Below are 20154 nucleotides of genomic sequence, written 5' to 3' on the forward strand. Positions count from 1 at the left end.
CTATACTGCGTTGAATGTTCTCGATTTAGAACCACTAAACCGTCAAACATTCGCCTTGTCTAGATGGCACACAGACCGCTGCAAAAATGTACAACAAAGATCAATAGGCCCTAATACCAGTCCACATAATTCATTACCCACTCAGCAAGATTTAAAATGTTCGTAATCGCGGCGTGTTATCGCAAGTATAGTGGTTCTAAATCAAGGTGACGCAACAAAGAATACGGACATTAAAAAGGGCCTTTCCAACGGCCCTTTTTTAATAAACTCGGTATTATGAAGCGCAGTTCAACTGTTTACGCTTTTGCCCTGTTTGACGCCGTATTATTAGTGGTGCTATTTGACGGATTACTTCTGCGCTTAGCTGGTCGTTTAGCGGCACTTCCTTCACTTCCTGAGCGTCTTCGACCTGCAGGCTTTCCACTGCTATTGTTGCGCGAATCCGATTTACCTGCGCGCGGATTACCGTTTCCGCTACGGTTGCCTTGGCGTTGACCCGGCTTTTTATTCTCGCCACTTCGTTTACCTTCGCTGCCGCTCTCACCTTGTGGTGCTTTCGGCTTTTTCGGCTTCTTGGGCTTTTTAGGCTTAGAAAGCGTGGTAACAGGCACGGCTTGCTGAGGCTCGAAACCTTCCAACGTTTCACGAGGAAGCAGCTTTTGAATCAGTGTCTCAATATCTTTCAGGTTTTGCAGTTCTTCAGCACATACAAATGACCAAGCCTGTCCACTAGCGCCTGCGCGCCCTGTACGACCAATTCGGTGAACATAATCAGCAGCCGTATTGGGTAAGTCTAGGTTTACAACGATAGGCAATTCACTAATGTCGATGCCGCGTGCTGCGATATCGGTAGCTACCAGCACTTTAATTGCGCCATTTTTAAAGTCAGCAAGCGCTTTAGTTCTCGCTCCTTGGCTTTTATTACCGTGAATCGCGGCACTTGGAATTTTTGACCGAGTTAGCTTTTCTGCAATACGGTTAGCGCCGTGTTTCGTGCGGCTAAATACTAACACCTGCTCCCACTTCTGCTGTTTGATCAGACAAATAAGCGCGGTCGTCTTTTTAGATTTATCAATGGTCACTAAGTGCTGCTGAACCGCTTCTACCGTGGTATTGGCTGGCGCGGTTGAAATACTCACAGGGTTGCGCGTTATTGTTTTCGCCAGCGCAGTGATTTCATCAGAAAACGTGGCTGAAAACAGTAAGCTTTGGCGCTCTTGTGGCAATAGCTTCAATACTCTCTTAATGTCGTGAATAAAGCCCATATCAAGCATTCTGTCGGCTTCATCCAATACCAACACTTCAAGCTGAGAAAACTTAACAGCGTTTTGCTGGTAGAGGTCAAGCAATCGTCCAGGCGTAGCAATTAACACATCTACACCTTTACGCAGCTTCATCATTTGAGGATTAATCCCTACACCACCAAATACCACGGCAGTTTTTAACGGCAAAAACTCGCTGAACGCTCTGATGCTCTCTTCTACCTGAGCAGCAAGTTCTCGCGTGGGTGTTAAGATAAGTGCCCGAACATTGTTGCCAGATACAGGTTGTCCTTCCATCAATCTCTGTAAAATAGGAAGTCCAAATCCTGCAGTTTTCCCTGTTCCCGTTTGCGCAGCTGCCAACACATCCTTTCCTTGCAATACTTCTGGTATTGCCTTTTCCTGGATTGGTGATGGTGTACTAAACCCTCGTTTTTCAATAGCTTTTAACAAGGGTTCAGCGAGCCCTAATTGGGTAAATGACATTAATAAACTCCTGTCATAGGTATTTATAAAAAATTGCATACCGCAAAGGTATAAGCGTTAGTGCTTTATTGCTAACCGTGGGGGTTATAGATTACTGGGAAAACCTAAAGAGATACGCCATTGCCAACTTGGCTTATTGGTGTTTGACATCAAGAAAAGAACGTAGGTGTTTACTCTTACAAATTGCGCGCGGAGTCTACCACTAAAAGCCGAAAGCCACCAGCGCATTTTTTGTTCAAAATCTAGTTAAGCCTGTCTGACGTTTAACTTAATAAGTTCCGATTTACATAGCATAACAGTAAGGGAAGTTTCATCGGCTTTTCGCTCTAAGGGAAAGGTCTTATACCGTACCGTCTTCCCTCATTTTTAGGAGAGATATTGTTATATTTATATTTTTATCAAAACGATAAATATCTATTTAATACGAATTTTGCGACCTAGAAACGTAAACTTATCAAGTAACAAAGTTTAATTTTATTTATCAATACCTTAAGACATTTAGCTTTTAAAAGTGTGCGTTAAAAAACAAGTTAAACAGGGCTCTTCTACGTAAAAACACCTTAAAACCTTTGAAATTAAAGACAACTTGATAGCCAATTTCTGTTGGATAGATAAAAAAAGCTTTACCATATTTGTTATAACAGATAAAAAGCGCGCAGTTATTCCACGCTCAAATTACATCCACGCTGCTGCAGTGTGGCAAACAAGTGAAGTAGAAAACATGAATGTTGATAGTTTAACCCAGCACTTTGAGGAAAAGTTGGCTTTAGTCAAAGCATCGGTGATGTCTGATAGCTTTGTTATCCAGCTTACAACAATCGCAGTTATTTATTGCGTTGCATTTTTGCTTGCACGACAAGTAAAAAAGCCATTTAAGTTTACCCGAGAAAAGCCACAGCAAGGCGCACATACTATGCACGGCTTTTTATACAATCTGGGTGAGGCACTATTCCCGCTTATCACCATCAGTATGCTAAAGCTTACTACCGTGTTGGGGGCGCAATTTCAGTTTGATGCATGGCTATTGGAAATAGCCGTTGTTGTAGCACTAATGCTGTTTGTTAATTCCTTGATTACTGGTTTTGTCGAAAACAACACCATTGCAGCGTTTATGCGATGGGTGGGTTTACCTATCCTATTTTTACACTTAGTTGGCGTGCTTCCGCTGATAACTTCAGCATTGGAGTCAATGGCAATATCAGTCGGCAATGTTGAAATTTCAGCGTATGGCGTAACAAGAGTGCTGTTGTTTGGTGGCTTGCTGTTCTGGCTAGGCCGCAGCTCGAACGCCATTGGTCAAGATATTATTCGAAACCATAAGTCGCTCGACGTTTCTACCAAAGAAGTGTTCGCAAAGCTGTTTGAAGTTGCCCTGTTCTGTGTGGTCTTTCTTTTATTGCTTAACGTCATGGGAATTAACCTTACCGCATTAGCCGTGTTTGGTGGTGCAGTAGGTGTGGGTTTAGGCTTGGGTCTGCAGTCCATCGCATCAAACTTCATCTCGGGCATCATTATTCTATTGGATAAATCGCTGACCGTAGGCGATTACGTTGAACTGGAAGACGGGCAAAAAGGTATCGTCAGAGAATTTAAAATGCGCTATGCCGTATTAGAGACTTATGACGGTAAAGATGTACTGGTGCCTAACGAAAAGTTTATCAGCTCCTTGCTAATAAACTGGACACACAAAAACCAAAAACAACGTTACCGCATCGACTTTTCTGTCGCCTATAAAACTGATATCCGCACGATGGTAGAGATTATTAAAGAGGTGGTATCGGAACATCCGCAGGTGATCAGTGGCGATGATGTTCCATTTGAAGAGCTGCCTGACTGTGAAATAGATAGCTTTGGCGACTCTGGCGTTAACATGTTCGTTGAGTTTTGGATGGAAGGGGTGGACGATGGTAAAAACCGCGTGGGTGGCGATTTGCTGCTTACTGTGTTTGAAACATTACGCGAGCACAACATTGAAATACCGTTCCCTCAACGCGAAGTAAGGGTTATCAACGAACAAGGCATTGGTATTCGAAATACCACACTGTAGCTAAACTCGCTCATGACATGAGCGCTTTCAGTCATACCTTCGCGCTGGCTAAAACCTAGCGCGAAGCGTATCCCATTGCCACTCTTGGGCAGACAGACCTAACGTCTGGACAAACTTTGCATAGTCTTCTTTGCCCATCGCTGACGCTACGGTTTTTAATTGAGATTTGGCTTTTATTGCTTTTACCTGCAGCAACTCCAATCGCTTATCGGCACTTGAATCGAAGTTTTCACTGATGATTGCATTCGCTTTATTGGTCGCTTCCCACGCTGTAATAACATAGCCCACCAGCTTTATGTAAACACCCACCATACGCTTTCGCTCGAATATGTTCTCAAACAGTGAGCCAGATAACGACTTTTGGAAACTGGCCTCTGTTTCTGAGGCAACAAATTGCTCGGCGTTCTTTAGCTCATTCAACACATTGTGTAAAAGCTTAATGTGGGCGTGCGTATTAAGTGCGTCGACGTGAAGTGCATTAATATCGTCGCTTAGCATTTCTAAATTGACCAACGTTCGTTGAAGACTAGCCATTGTGGTAATTGTCTGTAGAAGCGAAAAATAAAGGTCCAGTGTATCGAATTAAAGATGGGTTTGCGATGGTCTCGCGGGCGTTTTAATCACATTAAGAATTCATAACACAACTTATAGAAATCAATTAAAAAGGGCGCGGACGCGCCCTTTTAGTTTTTATGTCTATTGAGAATTAGTCGTTAAGCTAATTCGCGGTAGCAGTTATACCGCATCTATTTACTTAAGCTGGCGTTTAGATCGTGACGTAAATCGAAACGGTCTAGCGTCATCACTTTGGTCCAAGCGTCGACGAAGTCTTTAACAAAACGGCTTTTCGCGTTGTCGTAGGCATAAACTTCGGCCACTGCACGCAGCTCACTGTTTGATCCAAAGACCAGGTCTACAGGCGTACCTGTATACATAACTTCACCAGTAGTTCTGTTTACACCTTCATATACCGACGGGTTATCTGTTTTTCTCCACTTAACGCCCATATCAAGAAGCGTTACGAAGAAATCGTTGTTAAGCGTGCCTACTTTGTCAGTAAATACACCGTGGCTAGTGCCACCTGTGTTTGCTCCCAATGAACGCAAACCACCAAGCAAAACAGTCATTTCTGGTACCGTTAGATTAAGCTGATCGGCTTTGTCTACCAGCATGTCGGTTGGCGAACGATAGCTAGCTTCTGCGTTGTAATAGTTTCTAAACGCATCGGCTGTTGGCTCTAACAATGAAAACGAATTAACGTCTGTTTGCTCTTGCGTAGCATCAGTTCGACCCGGAACCACTGGCACAGTAACCTTGACGCCAGCGTCTGCCGCTGCTTTTTCAATTGCTGCCGCGCCGCCAATCACAATGAGGTCAGCAAGAGATACTTTCTTCTTAGAAAACATGCGTGAATTGTAATCTTCTTGCATCTCTTTAAGCTTAGAAACAACGGCTTGAACGGTTTCAGGCTCGTTGGCTTCCCAATTCATTTGCGGTTCAAGGGCAATACGAGCACCGTTCGCTCCACCGCGTAAATCAGATGCTCGGAAGCTAGATGCTGCCGCCCATGCTGTTTTCACAAGTTGCTGAACGGTTAAGCCACTGTCTAAGATGTCAGCTTTAAGTTTCTTAACGTCTTTTTCAGAGATCGCTTTATAGTCAGCTTTAGGCACTGGATCTTGCCAGATGAAGTTCTCTTCTGGGATATCGTTACCCAAGTAACGTGCCTTAGGACCCATATCACGGTGAGTTAGCTTGAACCACGCTTTAGCAAATGCCGTTTGATACTCTTTGGGATCCGCTAAGAAGCGCTCGGCAATTTTTCGATACTCTGGATCATACTTAAGCGCCAAGTCAGCTGTGGTCATCACAGGAGGATTTTTCTTACCTTCTACGTGCGCATCTGGTACTGATTTATGAAGCGATTCATCGGTAGGGATCCACTGGATAGCGCCGGCAGGACTGCGAGTTTGTTTCCACTCAAAGCCCAATAAGTTTTGAAGATATAGGCTCGTCCATTTAGTAGGTAGCTGTGTCCAAGCACCTTCCAAACCGCTCGTTACAGTGTCTTCTGCATTGCCTTTACCGCAATTGTTCTTCCAACCTAGTCCCTGCTCTTCTAAGCCTGCACCGCCTGGCTCAGCTTCTAAACAATCAGCAGGCTTGTGTGCGCCGTGCATTTTTCCAAATGTATGACCACCCGCTATTAGCGCAACGGTCTCTTCATCATTCATCGCCATACGGCCAAATGCAGTACGAATATTTTTCGCAGATCCCATCGGATCAGGCACACCTTTAGGGCCTTCAGGGTTAACATAGATCAAGCCCATGTGCGTTGCCCCCAACGGACGCTGAAGCTTACCGTCGCGCTCTTCACGATCGCTCGCAAGCATTTCCACTTCTGGGCCCCAATAAACCATGTCAGGTTCCCAGTCGTCGGTACGACCACCCGCAAATCCATAGGTGTCAAAGCCCATGTTTTCCATGCCTACGGTACCCGCAAGGATCATTAAGTCGCCCCAAGATAAACTTTCACCGTACTTTTGCTTAATAGGCCAAAGCAAGCGACGCGCTTTATCAAGGTTTCCGTTGTCTGGCCAGCTGTTCAGCGGATCAAAACGCATTTGACCACCGTCACCACCGCCACGACCATCTAGCGTACGATAGGTACCTGCACTGTGCCATGAAAGTCGAATGAAGAAAGGACCATAATTTCCGAAGTCGGCCGGCCACCAATCTTGAGAAGTAGTGAGTAGCTCATTAACATCTTTTTTTACTTGGTCGAGATCTAGCTTAGCGAATGCCTTTGCATAACTGAAATCATCACCTAGTGGGTTTGAGCGATTATCGTGATCTCTTAACGGAGAGAGATCGAGCTGATCAGGCCACCAAAATTGATTATTTTTCGCTTGAAAAGCTTTAGCAGTGCCCGTGCCTTTAGCACCCGCAGGCTTACTAATTTGATCGTTGGCAATAGCCCCTGTTGCACCAAGCGATAAGGCAACAAGTACTGATACTGTGGTTTTTTTAAACCTGTTTATAGTCATGGTCTTTTCCCGTCTGAGTTTGTTGTAGTTACCAAAGCGTGAGTGCGAATCACACCACTAATTTGTTAACATTTTGTTTACCTCATAAGCAGTTAAAAGATAGACAGGCTTAAAGAATATTTACAGTTGATAAAATGAATTCAACTGATTAGAAAATCCAATCAATGAAAAGTTGTATAATTTCAATACATTAAAAACCCAGTTCACTTTATGACGTAATCGACTGTCGCTCAGTAGAACCATGTAATGCGGAAAATGAGCTAGATCTGTGAATCTCTTTCAGAGATTGGGAAATTTTTTCGCTTTTTGAAGAGTGAAACTTTTCCATACTTTCTATAAGCGGCTAAATAACCAACTAAAAAGTGCCGGTTTATGTAAAGTTTTCATCAAATTGAAATACATTCTGCAATTTCTACCATGGCACAGCAATTGATACAGAGATGATGCAATTAAAGACGCATTAACTTCAGATAAGAAGTCGATGGAATGTTAAAGAAGTAATGAGGATGAACTTATGAAAAACACACTTAAGACACTTACCGGACTTGCAGCTGTTGCCTCTATCAGTGCTATGGCTTCATTCGGTGCGCATGCTCAATCAAATCAAATTGAAGCAAAAGACAGTGGTTTTTATGTAGGTGGTAATTACGGTTACCTACGCGTTGAAGGTGAAGATGACTTTGACGATGACAAAGATGTTTGGCAAGGCCTTGTTGGATATAAATTTAATGAGTGGATTGCAATTGAAGGTGGTTACATCGATTTTGGTGATTACGGTAACGACCTTGCAGGCGCTGAAACAGACGGCTACACAGCGGCGATCAAGGGTATTCTTCCATTAACAGAGCGTTTTTCTCTCTACGCGAAAGCAGGTCAACTTTGGTCAGAAACCGAGTATAACTTTGCTGGCGTTTCACGTGATAACGATGACGAAAGCTTGTTTGTAGGCGCAGGTCTAAGCTACGCGATTACTAGTAACTTTTTAGTAAACGCCGAGTACACTGTTTATGATACAGAGCTTGATGCAGACGAAGCGTTTGATGACATCGACGACACCGATTTTGAAACCGATCTTAAGCAAGCCAGTATTGGTGTTGAGTATCGTTTCTAAGACATTGGTTGTCTCACGTTTAACAACGTGACTTAATGAGAATGCTAAAGCCTTGGCAACACAGCCAAGGCTTTTTTTTGCTACCCATCTATTTTCTGGATGAGCTGCGCCAGTTCCTCAATTTTTGACACTGTCGTTTTAACTAAGTTGTCAATTTCATTGGATGAGGACTGGGAGTTACCTGCTAACGTTCGTACTTCATCAGCCACAACCGCAAACCCTCTTCCCATTTCACCTGCTCGTGCCGCTTCTATCGCTTAATAGTCTTCGGATAAAACTTAATTTATCTAGCGCCTGTTTTTCCAACTGTGAATATTAAACTCGTTTTACAGTGAAAATATTACACATTGCGAACTGATACATCTTACACACGAGCTCAAAAACTCTAATTATCGATAAAAATCATTCACTTATATTTATCGTTCTTACGTTTTATAGAGGTACAAATTCTGCAACAGAATACAAATAGTGAAAAATGAATAAATAGGAAACGTCACATGCAATCAGGAAAGAGTGTATTTCAACCCGGTCAAAACTGTTGGGTAGAGAGCAAGGCTCGCTTTTCTACACCTTTGATAGATTGCGGAAACTATTATAAAGCCTTGCACAGCTCTATCGTTAAAGCTAAGCACAGTATCTTCATTGTTGGATGGGATATAGATAGCCGCATTCGCTTGCTGCGAGGCGACGACGAAGCGAACAGTGAAGCGCCGAGCGTAATAAGTGATTTACTTAAGTGGAAAGCTGAGCAAAACCCTGACATTAAAATTTACCTGCTACGTTGGGACTCATCGCTAGCCTTTTTCGCGCAGCGCGAAATGTGGGCAAAGGAAGTGTGGGAAGAAAAAACTCCAGACAATGTGCAAACCGAGCTCGATGACACGATTCCGATGGGCGGTAGTCAGCACCAAAAAATTGTGGTTATCGATGATGAACTCGTATTCTCAGGTGGAATGGATGTATCCACTAACCGCTGGGATACTCGTGACCATCCCGTAGTTTCAGAAGAGCGTGATGGGCCTGATGGGGAGTATGGTCCTCTTCATGATGTGCAAATGGTCTCAAGTGGACCTGTAGTAGCCGACTTTTCAAAATTAGTTCGATGGAGGTGGCAGCGTGTGGCTGACTCTTCACCTATTGATATCCGCGAGGACGCGCGCATTGATGAAAATGCCCCGTTGCCTGATGCTTGGCCACAAGATTATCCTCCCCTTTTTGAAGACGTAGAGTGTGCACTTGCCAGAACAATTCCATTTATGGATGAGGTCGAGCCTGCTCAAGAGGTACGTCATATGCTGCTTGATCTTATCGGTGAAGCAGAGTCTGTAATCTACATTGAGAATCAATTTACAACGCGTCAGGAGATCGCTGAAGCGCTGAATAAGCAGCTCAAACTGAAACCTAATCTTTCGGTCATTATCGTAAGTTCCTACGAGCCAAAAGGTAAGTTTGAGTGCGAAGCATTTTGGGCAAGCCGCATAGAATTCAAGGAAATTTTAGAAAAAGGGGTTGACCCTAAGCGAGTAAAACTGACTTATTCTTCAATTGAAGACATGCAAGGCCGCAAGGCATACAAGCGCATCCACTCCAAAGTGATGACCATTGATAACAAATACCTTGTTATCGGGTCATCAAACTTGAGTAATCGCTCAATGACGCTAGACACCGAAATCGACACGGTGTTGTTTGGTAACACCAAAGACAATCAGGCATGTATTGAGCAAGTGAGAAACGACTTACTCGCAGAGCACACGGGGCGTGATATTGATGCAATGCCAGCGTTATTCAACAATGAATATCCGGTTGAAGCATTAATGCAGGATCAGATAGCACACGGCTACGTACTTACCGAAGTTCGCGATGAGGTGTTTACCGAACAATCCGTTAAGAATGTGTTCAGAGCGTTATCTGACCCTGAAGAACCCCTTATTTCGGTGCCAACCTTTGATGGAGCTGCTATGCCTGCTCGTAACCCAAGACGTCGCAGTATTATGATTTTGATTGGTCTTGCCATCATTGCTGTTCTTGGCGGGCTTATGTTTTGGGCTAGCCAGTCCATACCATGGTTAAGTTCCGACAGCATTAACGCCTTTTTAGAGAAAAGTCGTGGAACCTACTTTGCTCTGCCTACCGTGTTGCTGGTTTATGTGGTCGGCGGCGTTTTATTCTTCCCGGTCACTGTACTGTCACTTGCTGTGGCTGCTATTTTTGGCCCTATATGGGGGCCCATCTACGGCATCATGGGAGCACTAATGAGCTCTGCAATCATGTTTGGAATAGGCAAGCTATCAGGCAACGCAGGACTTAGAAAAATTGGTGGTCCAAAGGTAGCTGCCGTTGATGAAAAACTAAAGCGTAGCGGTATCGTTGGCGTCGCGGCCATTCGAATGCTGCCTGTAGCGCCCTTTAGTTTGGTGAATTTGGTAGCGGGTATCTCATCTATTGGCATTTTCCAGTTTTTAGTAGGGACATTTTTAGGCATGTTCCCGCCCATGATTGCGAAAGGGCTTGTGGGTGATTCGATAGCACAAATTTGGCAAAACCCTTCTGTGGAAACCATTAGCTATTTAGTTGGCGGTATCGTTTTATGGGGCCTTATGATTTGGGGCTCGCAAAAATTTGCCCGATACTACCAAGCTCGGAAGGAGTCGGGGAATCAAGATACTGCCAGTGATAATAGTGACAAAGATGAGGTAGAGAAATGTGCCGCATAGTGACCTACAACATTCACAGCGGAATAGGTAGAGACAAAAAGCACGATTACAAACGCATAGGGCAATTCTTGGCAAACAGTGGCGCCGACGTGGTGCTGCTGCAAGAAATGGATACCCGTCCTTCTGAGCGAAGCACAGCACAGGACGTTAAAGATATCTGCGCTGAAAACACGTTTAAGCTCATTCCATCACCAGCCATTAGGGAATCTGATGGCTGGTACGGCAACGCCATCCTCACTCGCTTTGACGTGTTGGCGCACGATACACTGGATGTCAGCCAAAACGGGCGACAGCCTAGAAATGTTCAGATTGTAGAACTCAAGACGGAGAAAACACCGCTCACGGTGGTGAATACCCATAAGGGACTTAAGAAGCTAGAACGTCGCTCACAGTTTTCTTTGCTTCATGAGCACCTTTCTTTGAAGATGAAAGAGAAGCAAATCCCTCTAGTTCTAGCCGGTGATTTCAACGAGTGGCAGTTTTTCTCAAAAGCGTTTAAAGCACTTAACGAATTGCTATTACAGCAAAAAGTGGGGGCAACATTTCCAAGCCACTTTCCTGTATTTGCACTTGATAGAGTATGGGTGTCTGACGACATCAAGGTAAAAGCGTGCAGAAAATTAAAAAATGCGAAAACTCGAATCTTGTCAGATCATTTACCTGTGCTTGTTGATATTGAACTGCCCCAGAACGACTAACCCAGTGCTCTTTTGCACTTAACGGGTTGCATTATTCTCGTCGTACGCGAGATTTAGCATCATCTTGTATTGGCACAGTGCTATGCAGGTTGCGCTATGAACGATGAAGCGGCAAATTCTAACGTACCGCACCAGTGTTTCAGTGCGTTTTCTTGGGCCACTACTTTTCTGAGAATATCAATGATCGGACTGCTATCTAGTAGCGTCTTGGCACTTTTGTTTGTCGCAGCGAGTACAGTACGCTGCATTTCTGGCTGTGTTATTTTCAGTGATGAAACTAGGCCAGACTCCTTTAAATGAAAAATAGCTGATGTAGGAAGGATCATCACGCCTTCTCCCTGCATAACTTGCCTAAGGCCAGTCATGAGTTGTCCAGAATAAGCCAAATCGTGCTGCAAACTAACGCCCGTTGCTTTTTCATAGTCAGCAATTAGTTGACCCAATGCATCTTTGTTACCCGGTGATAGCAAAGGTAATTCACTGATTTCCCAGAAACGGATCGTCGTTCTATCTCGAAGCTTGGCGTATTGTTCACACGATGAGGAGGCAGAAAAAACCAAATGAAGATCTTCTTGAATTAGCGGTGTGACTCGCATGAATTTAGGGTCGACAGCTTGCTGATAAGTAAGCGCAACATCCACCTGCTTTGACTCAAGCCAATCATTAATGGTGTAAGACGGTCCAGTGCTGATTTCGACTTTGAGCCCTTTATGGTTAGCCGTTATCTCCGTGAGCAGCGGTAAAGAAAGCACATTTCCGATTGACGGTAGCATTCCTATTTTTACTACCTTCTTTTGTCCAGTTTGAAAGGCTTCCAATGCGGCCTTAACGTTGTCTATTTCGGTTAGCAGCTTTAATGCATGTTTATAAAAAACTTCGCCCGCCGATGTTAGGTTTACTCCCGAAAAACTTCTTTCAAGCAGCGTCGCTTTCATCTCTCTTTCTAAACTTGCCAACTGCTGACTAATGGCGGGTTGAGCGATATCCAATGCTCTCGCCGCCGCAGCAATACTACCCTTACGCACAGTCATAACAAAATAATGCAGCTGTTTTGAATGCACTTGCCCTCCTTACAATGGTGGTGAGTTCTAGAACGGGAACGGTTTAATGAAGACGGCAGCAACGAATATGCCATTCCATTAAGTTATATGAAGCAAAATTGTAAAAATGGGCTAAAAGCAGTGGGGCATGAAAATCTTGTCTTCCCCCATACTTAAGTCTAATAGCATTAAATTAGCGCCCTGTGAGATGGCTCAATATTTTTCTTATACCCCTGAATAATCTTCTTTCTTCCTGCAAAGCCAAAGAGTTTTTAGCCTTGTTCTTGTACACGAGTGGCTAGACAACAATAACAAGATGCTTCTCGCATCAAAGTAGTGCTCGTGCGTGCCTAAAAAGAGTGCAGATTTTAATAATCCACACCCACAAAACTAAGTAGCAATAAGCACGATTGGGAACACAAATGAAACAGAAAAAGCTCCACACTGCAGTACGTTACGCACTTACCGGATTAACACTTTTCACTACTTCATTGCTTGTACAGGCGCAAGAAGTGACTGAAGAAACCACAGAAGCCAAAGACCTAGAACGCATTGCCGTTGTTGGTGCCCGCGGTGCACCGCGTTCGATAACCAGCTCTCCTGTACCGGTTGATGTACTCACCGCCGAAGACGTTGAAGCCGTTGCGTTTACCGATATGAACAATGTTCTTATGACACTCGTTCCCTCTTATTCCGTAGGCCGTCAACCCATTTCCGACGGCGGAACGTTTATCCGTCCAGCAACGCTTCGAGGTATGCCCACCGACAAAACGCTTGTTTTGGTTAACTCTAAACGACGTCATAGGGCCGCACTTGTTTCAATTGGCGGTTCTGGCACACAGGGGCCAGACATCGCAACTATCCCAACCGCAGCAATTCAAAGTGTTGAAGTGTTGCGCGACGGTGCAGCTGCGCAATATGGCTCAGATGCCATTGCAGGTGTTATCAACTTTCAATTGAAAAATAACACCGAAGGCGGCTCGTTCACTGCCGACTACGGCAGCTACTACGAAGGAGATGGCGATCAAATTACCGTTACTGGGAATAAAGGTTTCGCGTTAGGCGACGATGGCTTTTTCAGTATTTCAGCCGAATATTCTGACAGCGAAGCCACCTTTCGTGGTGAGCAATATTGTGAGCCATGGTTCTGTGTGGATGACCAGTCAGATCAATACATCGCTGATGCTACGGCCATGGCAAACAGCGTTCATGGTTCAGACGTAGTCCAACCATGGGGGCAACCAAATACAAGCGGGACGCGTGTTTTCTTTAACGCAGGTTACGCACTATCCAGTGAACTTGAACTCTACGCATTCGGCAACTATTCAGAAAGTGAAGGTGACGGTTCATTCTATTATCGCTATCCAGGCAATGGCACCATTGAAGACATTCGACTTGAGGACGGTTCAATCTGGAACCCGCTAGAGTTCTTCCCCGGTGGCTTCACGCCTCGTTTCTTCGGTGATGTGACTGACTACTCATTCGTTGGTGGTGTTAAGGGCATGTCGGGCGACCTTAGTTATGATATCAGTGGTCGTTACGGCAATAATGAAATCTCTTACACACTAGCCAATACCATTAACCCGTCACTGGGTAACGAGTCACCTACTTCATTTAAGCCGGGTGACTTAACCAACGAAGAAACACAGATTCAAGCTGACTTCACCTATGACTTGAATCAGTATGTTCTTGCCTTCGGTGCAAGTTACTTAGACGAGTCATACGAAATATCTGAAGGCGAGCTAAGTTCCTATTTTGCAGGCTCTTACGCCACATCCGACCCTTGGGAGTTTTGTAACGACGACTACACCACTACGGCATTGGGCGCTGCTGTCATTGCAAACGGTTCAACTCTGAATTGTGCCAACTACACCAGTGCTGACAGTAACGACGATGGGGTTGAAGATGATGGATTCGCTGGAGTAGACGCCGTTTATACCGTTGTAGGCGTTGGCTCCAACGGCTTCCCTGGCTATTCACCAGACTATTCGGGCTCATACGAGCGTGACTCATATGCGGTATACACGGATATCTCTGGTGACATTACAGACGAGTTGTTTGCTCAGGCTGCGCTGCGTTATGAAGACTATTCTGACTTTGGCTCAGAAGTAGTATACAAAGTAGCAGGGTTCTATCAGTTTAGTGATGAAGTAGGCTTTAGGTCGTCTTTTGGCACTGGCTTTAGAGCTCCTACTCCAGGTCAGCAAGGCACCACCAACGTATCTACCCGTCTGCCCGATGGCTTCCCAGTAGCAACAGGTCTGTTCCCAGCCGGCGGCGAAGTAGCGCAGGCGCTTGGTGCCAACGAGCTTTCACCCGAAAAATCGACCAACTTTACGCTGGGCATGACTGCGAACTATGGCGATTTAACGCTCACTGTTGATTACTACAACATCAAGCTTGAAGACCGCCTTTACTCTGTGTCTACCCGAGATGTTTCCACCACTGTCGTTACCGACCCTCAAGCAGACGGTTATGACGCATACCAAAACTATCTAGCCCTAGCAGGTGCCAATGTTTCTGGCGCCGAGTCCATTGGTGGTGTGTTCTTCTTCCAAAATGCTTTCGATACCGTAACCGAGGGCGTGGACGTTGTTGCTACTTACAAGATGGAATCGAAGTATGGCGCAACCGTGCTAACCGGCTCTGTGAATTACAACAAAACAGAGTTCGATTCTGATCCGAGTGAATACTTGAACGCTGAGGATCAGTTCGACTTTGAAAATGGCCGTCCCGAAATGCGTGGTGTCTTCTCAGTTACCCATAGTTACGACGTGTGGTCTGCCGTTGCGCGTCTTAGCTATTTTGGCGAATACGAAAATGCGGGAAGCGATGACGGGGTAAACGCCACGAATATTCAAACCTTTGGTGACGAATATATGTTCGATATAGAGGGCTCCTATCTTATTAACGAAAACCTCACCCTGTCAGTGGGGGTAAGAAATCTCTTCGACAATTACCCAGATGTAAGTACTAACGGCGACGCCTGTTGCGGTGAAGTCTATGACTCTGCCTCGGTGGTTGATTGGCAGGGAGGATATTACTACACCCGACTTGCAGCCCGTTTTTAACTGGCTCCTTGCAAACACCGACATAAGTCGGTGTTTGTGTATGTAGTTAACTGTATATAAGAAAAACTTAAAAGGTCATTCATGTTTAAAGCTGTTTCATGCGGAGTAAAAAGCAAATGGAAATAGAGCTACTGTGGTTTGTAGTTACTTTGTGTATAACTGGTGCCATTGCAGGTATCACGGCAGGTCTGTTTGGTAATGGCGGGGGATTTGTTGTCGTGCCTGCTCTTCTCGCTGTTTTTCCGTTTTTTACTCCTCCATCAGAAGCCCTCGTTAAGGTAGCCATCGGAACATCATTGGCATCCATTGTGGTATCAAGCGCTCGGTCAGTGATGGCGCATCGCGCTAAAGGCGCGGTGGATTTTGACATTCTTCGCTCGTGGAGTATTTGGCTTATTCTTGGCGTTGGTGGCGGGCTGCTCATCGCAAACAACTCCAGCGCCAATGGTTTAACGGTCGTGTTCGCCGCTGGTGTTCTACTTTACTCCGTATACTTCCTTTTCCCTGAGTTCGTTGTAAGACCCGGGCTTGTTTTCGATATGCCTAAAGGCATAGGCAAAGCGGTTTTGGCGTTTGTTCTGGGTGGTTTCTCTGCTCTGCTTGGCATAGGCGGCGGTACGCCAACAGTAATCACTATGGTGATGTGCCAGCGCACCATTCAACAGGCTGTCGCGACCGCCGCAGGCGTCGGCTTTCTTATCGGGCTTCCAGGGGCCATTGGCTTTTTGTTTATGAAGCACCCTGAAACCGCCTCGTTGCCGGTAGGCACTATTGGCTACATCAATATACCTGCGCTTATTGCTATCAGTATTGGGGCAATCTTTACCGCTCCAATCGGAGCCAAAATGGCGCACAACTTCAGTGAAAAGAAGCTAAAGCGCTTATTTGGCATCTATCTCGTCATTGTTTCTAGCGCAATGTTCTATAAAGCCATTTAAAAGAAGAAGGAGACAACCCGTGAATTATAACCGTTCAAGACGCTTGTTTATTGGTGGCACAGTTGCAGCGTCAGCAATAGGTGCGAGTGGCATAAGTCACCTTGTGAGCGCCCAATCTGTTAGCGCAAGCGCTTCCCCATCGTCTGTAATGTATGGACCAAAGCCTGGGGTTGCAAAGCTCAATGCCAATGAAAACCCGTTTGGGCCGAGCCCGAAAGCGCTAGACGCTATCGCAAAAGCATCGGCGGAAGGTGGAGCCTACTATGCTTATCCTGCCGCTATGACACTATTGGATATGATTGCCGAGCGCTATGGCATTACTCGAAAGCACATTTCTTTGAGCGCAGGTTCAAGCCCTATTCTTTCCTACGCCGCCCTTGCGGCCAGCAAGAATGGAAAAATTCTGGGCCCGGACCTTTTTTGGGACACCACGTCTAAAGCACCTGAAAAACAAGGTGCGCCAGAAATAGTGAGAGTTGCTAATACGGCAGAGCTTGATATTGACCTTGATGCCATGTACGCCGCAATAGACGACTCTATTGGTATGGTGCACATTTGCAACCCGAACAATCCAACGGGAAAAGTGCTCGATCCGAATAAGCTTCGCGAATTCTGCATAAAAGCATCTAAAAAAACACTGGTGTTGGTCGACGAGGCATATAACGAGCTTATCGATGAGCCTCCTAAGCATTCAATGATTCCGCTCGTTAAAGCTGGTCATAATGTCATTGTAGCGAGAACCTTCTCAAAGATTTATGGCTTAGCAGGTATGCGCGTGGGCTATTTAATCGCATCAGAGGAAAACACTGAGTGGATCAATCGCTATGGCATGGGCGGCTATACATTGAATCAAGCAGGCCTTGCCGCGGCTATCGCCAGCTACAATGACGATGCCTTTTTAACTTTCTCTAAAGAGAAAATTTATGAAGGTAAATCTATGGTTATGGACGCAGTAAAAGCAAATGGATTGACAGCGCTACCTTCTAGTACTAACTTTATTTTTGTTAATTTAGGTGACGGCAACGCAGAGTACTTCCGCCAAGCCATAGCTGAACAGGACGTGCTGATTAGAGGAATCTACCGTACGTACGACAACTGGTCTCGCGTAAGTATGGGAAAAATTGGCGATGTAAAACGCTATGTTGATGCCATGCCCAGTGCACTTGAAAAAATGTACACTATGCAAAATTCTTAGCTGCAAGGGGGTGCATTGTCGGCCGATGCACACCTCGCTACTTATAGACTTAAATTTTCTGCTACTTCCTCGTTTACTCTCCTAGTCATTTTCAACTAAAAGTCTAATACGCATAAAAGTCACTTCTGTCATATACTCATTTTAAAGCGCCACTGCTCAAAGAATACGCTGATTGGAAAATTTTTACGGTATTGTTGCAGTAACGCTAAAGTTGCACATACTTTACTAAAAAGGCATCGCATTAAATGCCGCTCTAGGAGGCTGTAAATGTCAATTTCTGTATTAGTAGCTGATGATTCTAAGTTGTCGAGGCGTAGTGTGATTCGCTCACTTCCGCAAGATTTAGAGTATGACATCACCGAAGCAACAAACGGGCAAGAAGCCATAAATGCGCTGTCAGAAAGTGAATTTGCATTGGTACTTTTAGACCTAACCATGCCAGAAGTTGACGGCGTTGGAGTGTTGGAATTTTTGCACCAAAGGCCCGACGCCCCAAATGTAATTGTGATTAGCGCTGACTTTCAGCCAGAAAAACAGAAAATTGTCATGTCTCTGGGGGCAAAGCGCTTTTTACGCAAACCGCTTGATAAAGAAGAATTAGCAATGTCGTTGTTTGAGTTGGGGTATCTATGAGCATTGTACTACCACTAGACGAAGAGCAAAGAGATGCCCTTCAAGAACTCCTAAATATTTCCATGGGGCAAGCGGCTAACTCTCTTGCGCAGTTAATTGAAACCAAAATTGATATTTCTATCCCAAAAATCTCAGCGGTTACTCCCACCCAGCTTTACAGTCTCTTATTTGAAACCGAAGACGCTTTCTATACCCGTCAGTCTTTTTTAGGCGACGTACACGGCGAAGTGATGTCTGTGCTATCTCAAGCTGGATTGAGTGAGGTCGCAACGTTAATGGATTACGATGAACCGTTAAGCAAAGAAGACATTCAAGAGATTATCTTGGAGCTTTGTAACATTTTGGCAGGTGCGTGTTTGGCTGGTCTTTCCGACCAGTTGGAGCTTACCACTAACTTGAACATGCCCACGTTATTCTTGCCCGATAAAGCGAACTTCGATGAGTTGCAATGGCAGCACAGCTTAGTGATGGAAGTGCAGTTTATTATCGCGATCTCGTCGTTTAGCATGCGCGTTGTTTTCTGCTTAGACGATGAATCTCTTGCACGCATGAAAGACACATTGGATGAGTTACTCGCATAATGTTTGAACAACTGGTAGGTAAATTACCTGTCGGAATTGGTATAGTCGATGAGAGCTTTAAGGTTGTTTATCTAAACGACTTCTTTTTAGATCGACTTCCTCACAATATGCGCGACTGCTATAAAGAAACGCCAGTTGTTGAGTTATTTCAAGGACAAGGTAAGTTTCTAAAACGTAGACTAAAGTCAGTTTTTGTACTGCAGCATCCTAGCTTTAGCTATTGGGAACAACGCCCCCACATCTTTCCGTTTAAGAGCTCTCGCCCTATAACGGGTGAAGAAACACAGATGTATCAAAACATGGAAATCTTGCCCATTAAAGACAAAAACACAGGGCAAAAATTGGCGTGTATTTTTCTGCAAGATGTGACCGCCCAAGCTAGCTATTTTAGAGCCCAGCAAAAGCTTTCTGAAGCTTTGAAGAAAGAACACGAAGCGCAAAAAAAGTTAATTCGCAAACTCGATACCGCACAGAGCCAGCTAATTCAGGCTGAGAAAATGGCTTCTACTGGTCAGCTAGCGGCGGGGATAGCCCACGAAATTAATAACCCTATTGGTTTTGTGAGCGCTAACCTCAATACACTTGAGCAATACGCAACTCACCTTATTGCGATTTGTGATGGCGTTAAGGGGCAACTCGAACACTTCACCGACGAACTTAAAGAGCAGATTGACGCACTGTTTGAGTCTAATCACTACGACTTATTAAAGGACGATATTACTGAGCTAATTGCCGAGTCTACAGACGGTCTTACCCGCGTAAAAGACATCGTCGAAAACCTTAAGAACTTTTCGCTGGAGACTACTGAAGGCGTGCAGATAGTAGATATCTGCGCCGTGTGTCACCAGCTGATCACGCTTATTTCCGCCCAGTACAGCACGCCCCAATATAAATTTGAATGTGAATTAGAGAAAGTGGAGGTAATGGGAAACCCTGGGCCGCTGAAACAGGCGCTAATGAACGTTATGATAAATGCTGCGCAGGCCATAGAAGATAGGGGCTTCATTAAACTCACTGTGCTCGATTCACCTACGTTGGTGACCATCAAAATACTGGACTCAGGTTGCGGTATTCCTACAAAACATCTAAAGCGAGTCTTTGAACCCTTCTTTACTACAAAGCCCGAAGGGCAAGGCCAAGGGCTGGGCCTTTCTGTGGCTTACACCGCCATAGAACAACATCAAGGTAAAATATCTATTAGCAGCAAAGAGGCAAAAGGAACCGTGGTAGAGATCACCATTCCGAAACAGCCTGCAGCACAGCCCCCGTCCAGTGAAGATAATGAAGAGAATAAAGAAAACGAAGCGGAAAATTCTCAAACGGCCTAGAAC

At 44.9% G+C, this 20154-nt stretch carries 14 protein-coding genes and 1 pseudogene; 10 read left to right on the forward strand and 5 right to left on the reverse strand.

Annotated elements, in window-relative coordinates; translation table 11 throughout:
- Nucleotides 1-296: 296 nt before the first annotated feature.
- Entirely contained in the window at nt 297-1748 is a 1452-nt protein-coding gene (locus MHM99_RS17900) for a DEAD/DEAH box helicase (protein WP_061486538.1), read from the reverse strand.
- A 721-nt stretch (nt 1749-2469) separates the two neighbouring features.
- On the opposite strand from MHM99_RS17900, the gene MHM99_RS17905 reads away from it, so the two are divergent.
- A complete protein-coding gene (locus MHM99_RS17905) occupies nt 2470-3795 on the forward strand; it encodes a mechanosensitive ion channel domain-containing protein (RefSeq protein WP_239220247.1) in 1326 nt (441 codons plus the stop codon).
- Between the two features lie 48 nt (nt 3796-3843).
- Here the strand turns inward: MHM99_RS17905 and MHM99_RS17910 are convergent, their stop codons facing one another.
- Nucleotides 3844-4329: a hypothetical protein gene (locus MHM99_RS17910; protein WP_239220248.1), complete on the reverse strand. Its 486-nt coding sequence runs from the start codon at nt 4327-4329 to the stop codon at nt 3844-3846.
- A gap of 212 nt (nt 4330-4541) precedes the next feature.
- The gene (gene katG, locus MHM99_RS17915) at nt 4542-6842 is read right to left on the reverse strand and encodes a catalase/peroxidase HPI (protein WP_239220249.1); all 2301 of its coding nucleotides are present in this window, start codon (nt 6840-6842) and stop codon (nt 4542-4544) included.
- Between the two features lie 514 nt (nt 6843-7356).
- Between katG and MHM99_RS17920 the strand changes: the two genes are divergently transcribed.
- Nucleotides 7357-7953 carry a porin family protein gene (locus MHM99_RS17920; RefSeq protein WP_014949483.1) on the forward strand — a complete coding sequence of 199 codons (597 nt, stop codon included), beginning with the start codon at nt 7357-7359 and terminating at the stop codon, nt 7951-7953.
- Between the two features lie 80 nt (nt 7954-8033).
- Here the strand turns inward: MHM99_RS17920 and MHM99_RS17925 are convergent.
- Nucleotides 8034-8210, reverse strand: a pseudogene (locus MHM99_RS17925) (methyl-accepting chemotaxis protein); the annotation flags it as partial.
- A gap of 240 nt (nt 8211-8450) precedes the next feature.
- Here MHM99_RS17925 and MHM99_RS17930 point away from each other — a divergent pair.
- Together MHM99_RS17930 and MHM99_RS17935 are read left to right on the forward strand one after the other, a co-directional pair.
- Nucleotides 8451-10667, forward strand: coding sequence for a VTT domain-containing protein (locus MHM99_RS17930; protein WP_061486541.1), 2217 nt, complete (start codon nt 8451-8453; stop codon nt 10665-10667).
- Nucleotides 10655-11365 (forward strand): endonuclease/exonuclease/phosphatase family protein, encoded by a 711-nt coding sequence (locus MHM99_RS17935; RefSeq protein ID WP_014949486.1) that lies wholly within the window; start codon nt 10655-10657, stop codon nt 11363-11365. The genes MHM99_RS17930 and MHM99_RS17935 overlap by 13 nt, the downstream gene beginning before the upstream one ends.
- Nucleotides 11366-11445: 80 nt before the next feature.
- Here MHM99_RS17935 and MHM99_RS17940 read toward each other — a convergent pair whose 3' ends face one another.
- Nucleotides 11446-12426 carry a LysR family transcriptional regulator gene (locus tag MHM99_RS17940; RefSeq protein ID WP_014977398.1) on the reverse strand — a complete coding sequence of 327 codons (981 nt, stop codon included), beginning with the start codon at nt 12424-12426 and terminating at the stop codon, nt 11446-11448.
- Nucleotides 12427-12827: 401 nt separating this feature from the next.
- Between MHM99_RS17940 and MHM99_RS17945 the strand changes: the two genes are divergently transcribed.
- The 6 genes from MHM99_RS17945 to MHM99_RS17970 all read left to right on the forward strand — a co-directional run bounded on the left by MHM99_RS17945 (nt 12828) and on the right by MHM99_RS17970 (nt 20151).
- Nucleotides 12828-15476, forward strand: coding sequence for a TonB-dependent receptor (locus MHM99_RS17945; protein ID WP_168534146.1), 2649 nt, complete (start codon nt 12828-12830; stop codon nt 15474-15476).
- A gap of 116 nt (nt 15477-15592) precedes the next feature.
- Nucleotides 15593-16414, forward strand: a complete 822-nt coding sequence (locus tag MHM99_RS17950; RefSeq protein ID WP_014949489.1) for a sulfite exporter TauE/SafE family protein — start codon at nt 15593-15595, stop codon at nt 16412-16414.
- A gap of 19 nt (nt 16415-16433) precedes the next feature.
- A complete protein-coding gene (locus MHM99_RS17955) occupies nt 16434-17609 on the forward strand; it encodes a histidinol-phosphate transaminase (RefSeq protein ID WP_168534148.1) in 1176 nt (391 codons plus the stop codon).
- Between the two features lie 267 nt (nt 17610-17876).
- The gene (locus MHM99_RS17960) at nt 17877-18242 is read left to right on the forward strand and encodes a response regulator (RefSeq protein WP_014949491.1); all 366 of its coding nucleotides are present in this window, start codon (nt 17877-17879) and stop codon (nt 18240-18242) included.
- Nucleotides 18239-18823 carry a chemotaxis protein CheX gene (locus tag MHM99_RS17965; RefSeq protein ID WP_014949492.1) on the forward strand — a complete coding sequence of 195 codons (585 nt, stop codon included), beginning with the start codon at nt 18239-18241 and terminating at the stop codon, nt 18821-18823. The genes MHM99_RS17960 and MHM99_RS17965 overlap by 4 nt, the downstream gene beginning before the upstream one ends.
- Nucleotides 18823-20151: an ATP-binding protein gene (locus MHM99_RS17970; RefSeq protein WP_168534150.1), complete on the forward strand. Its 1329-nt coding sequence runs from the start codon at nt 18823-18825 to the stop codon at nt 20149-20151. Before MHM99_RS17965 ends, MHM99_RS17970 begins: the two co-directional genes overlap by 1 nt.
- The last annotated feature ends 3 nt before the right edge of the window (nt 20152-20154 follow it).

This window comes from Alteromonas sp. MmMcT2-2, assembly GCF_022348305.1.
In the GTDB taxonomy this organism is placed as follows: Bacteria; Pseudomonadota; Gammaproteobacteria; order Enterobacterales; family Alteromonadaceae; genus Alteromonas; species Alteromonas macleodii.

Bases quoted from the DNA above. Each gene is read 5' to 3' on its own strand.
- MHM99_RS17900 (WP_061486538.1), bottom strand. From the start codon at position 1,748: ATGTCATTTACCCAATTAGGGCTCGCTGAACCCTTGTTAAAAGCTATT.
- MHM99_RS17905 (WP_239220247.1), top strand. From the start codon at position 2,470: ATGAATGTTGATAGTTTAACCCAGCACTTTGAGGAAAAGTTGGCTTTA.
- MHM99_RS17910 (WP_239220248.1), bottom strand. From the start codon at position 4,329: ATGGCTAGTCTTCAACGAACGTTGGTCAATTTAGAAATGCTAAGCGAC.
- katG (WP_239220249.1), bottom strand. From the start codon at position 6,842: ATGACTATAAACAGGTTTAAAAAAACCACAGTATCAGTACTTGTTGCC.
- MHM99_RS17920 (WP_014949483.1), top strand. From the start codon at position 7,357: ATGAAAAACACACTTAAGACACTTACCGGACTTGCAGCTGTTGCCTCT.
- MHM99_RS17930 (WP_061486541.1), top strand. From the start codon at position 8,451: ATGCAATCAGGAAAGAGTGTATTTCAACCCGGTCAAAACTGTTGGGTA.
- MHM99_RS17935 (WP_014949486.1), top strand. From the start codon at position 10,655: ATGTGCCGCATAGTGACCTACAACATTCACAGCGGAATAGGTAGAGAC.
- MHM99_RS17945 (WP_168534146.1), top strand. From the start codon at position 12,828: ATGAAACAGAAAAAGCTCCACACTGCAGTACGTTACGCACTTACCGGA.
- MHM99_RS17950 (WP_014949489.1), top strand. From the start codon at position 15,593: ATGGAAATAGAGCTACTGTGGTTTGTAGTTACTTTGTGTATAACTGGT.
- MHM99_RS17960 (WP_014949491.1), top strand. From the start codon at position 17,877: ATGTCAATTTCTGTATTAGTAGCTGATGATTCTAAGTTGTCGAGGCGT.
- MHM99_RS17965 (WP_014949492.1), top strand. From the start codon at position 18,239: ATGAGCATTGTACTACCACTAGACGAAGAGCAAAGAGATGCCCTTCAA.
- MHM99_RS17970 (WP_168534150.1), top strand. From the start codon at position 18,823: ATGTTTGAACAACTGGTAGGTAAATTACCTGTCGGAATTGGTATAGTC.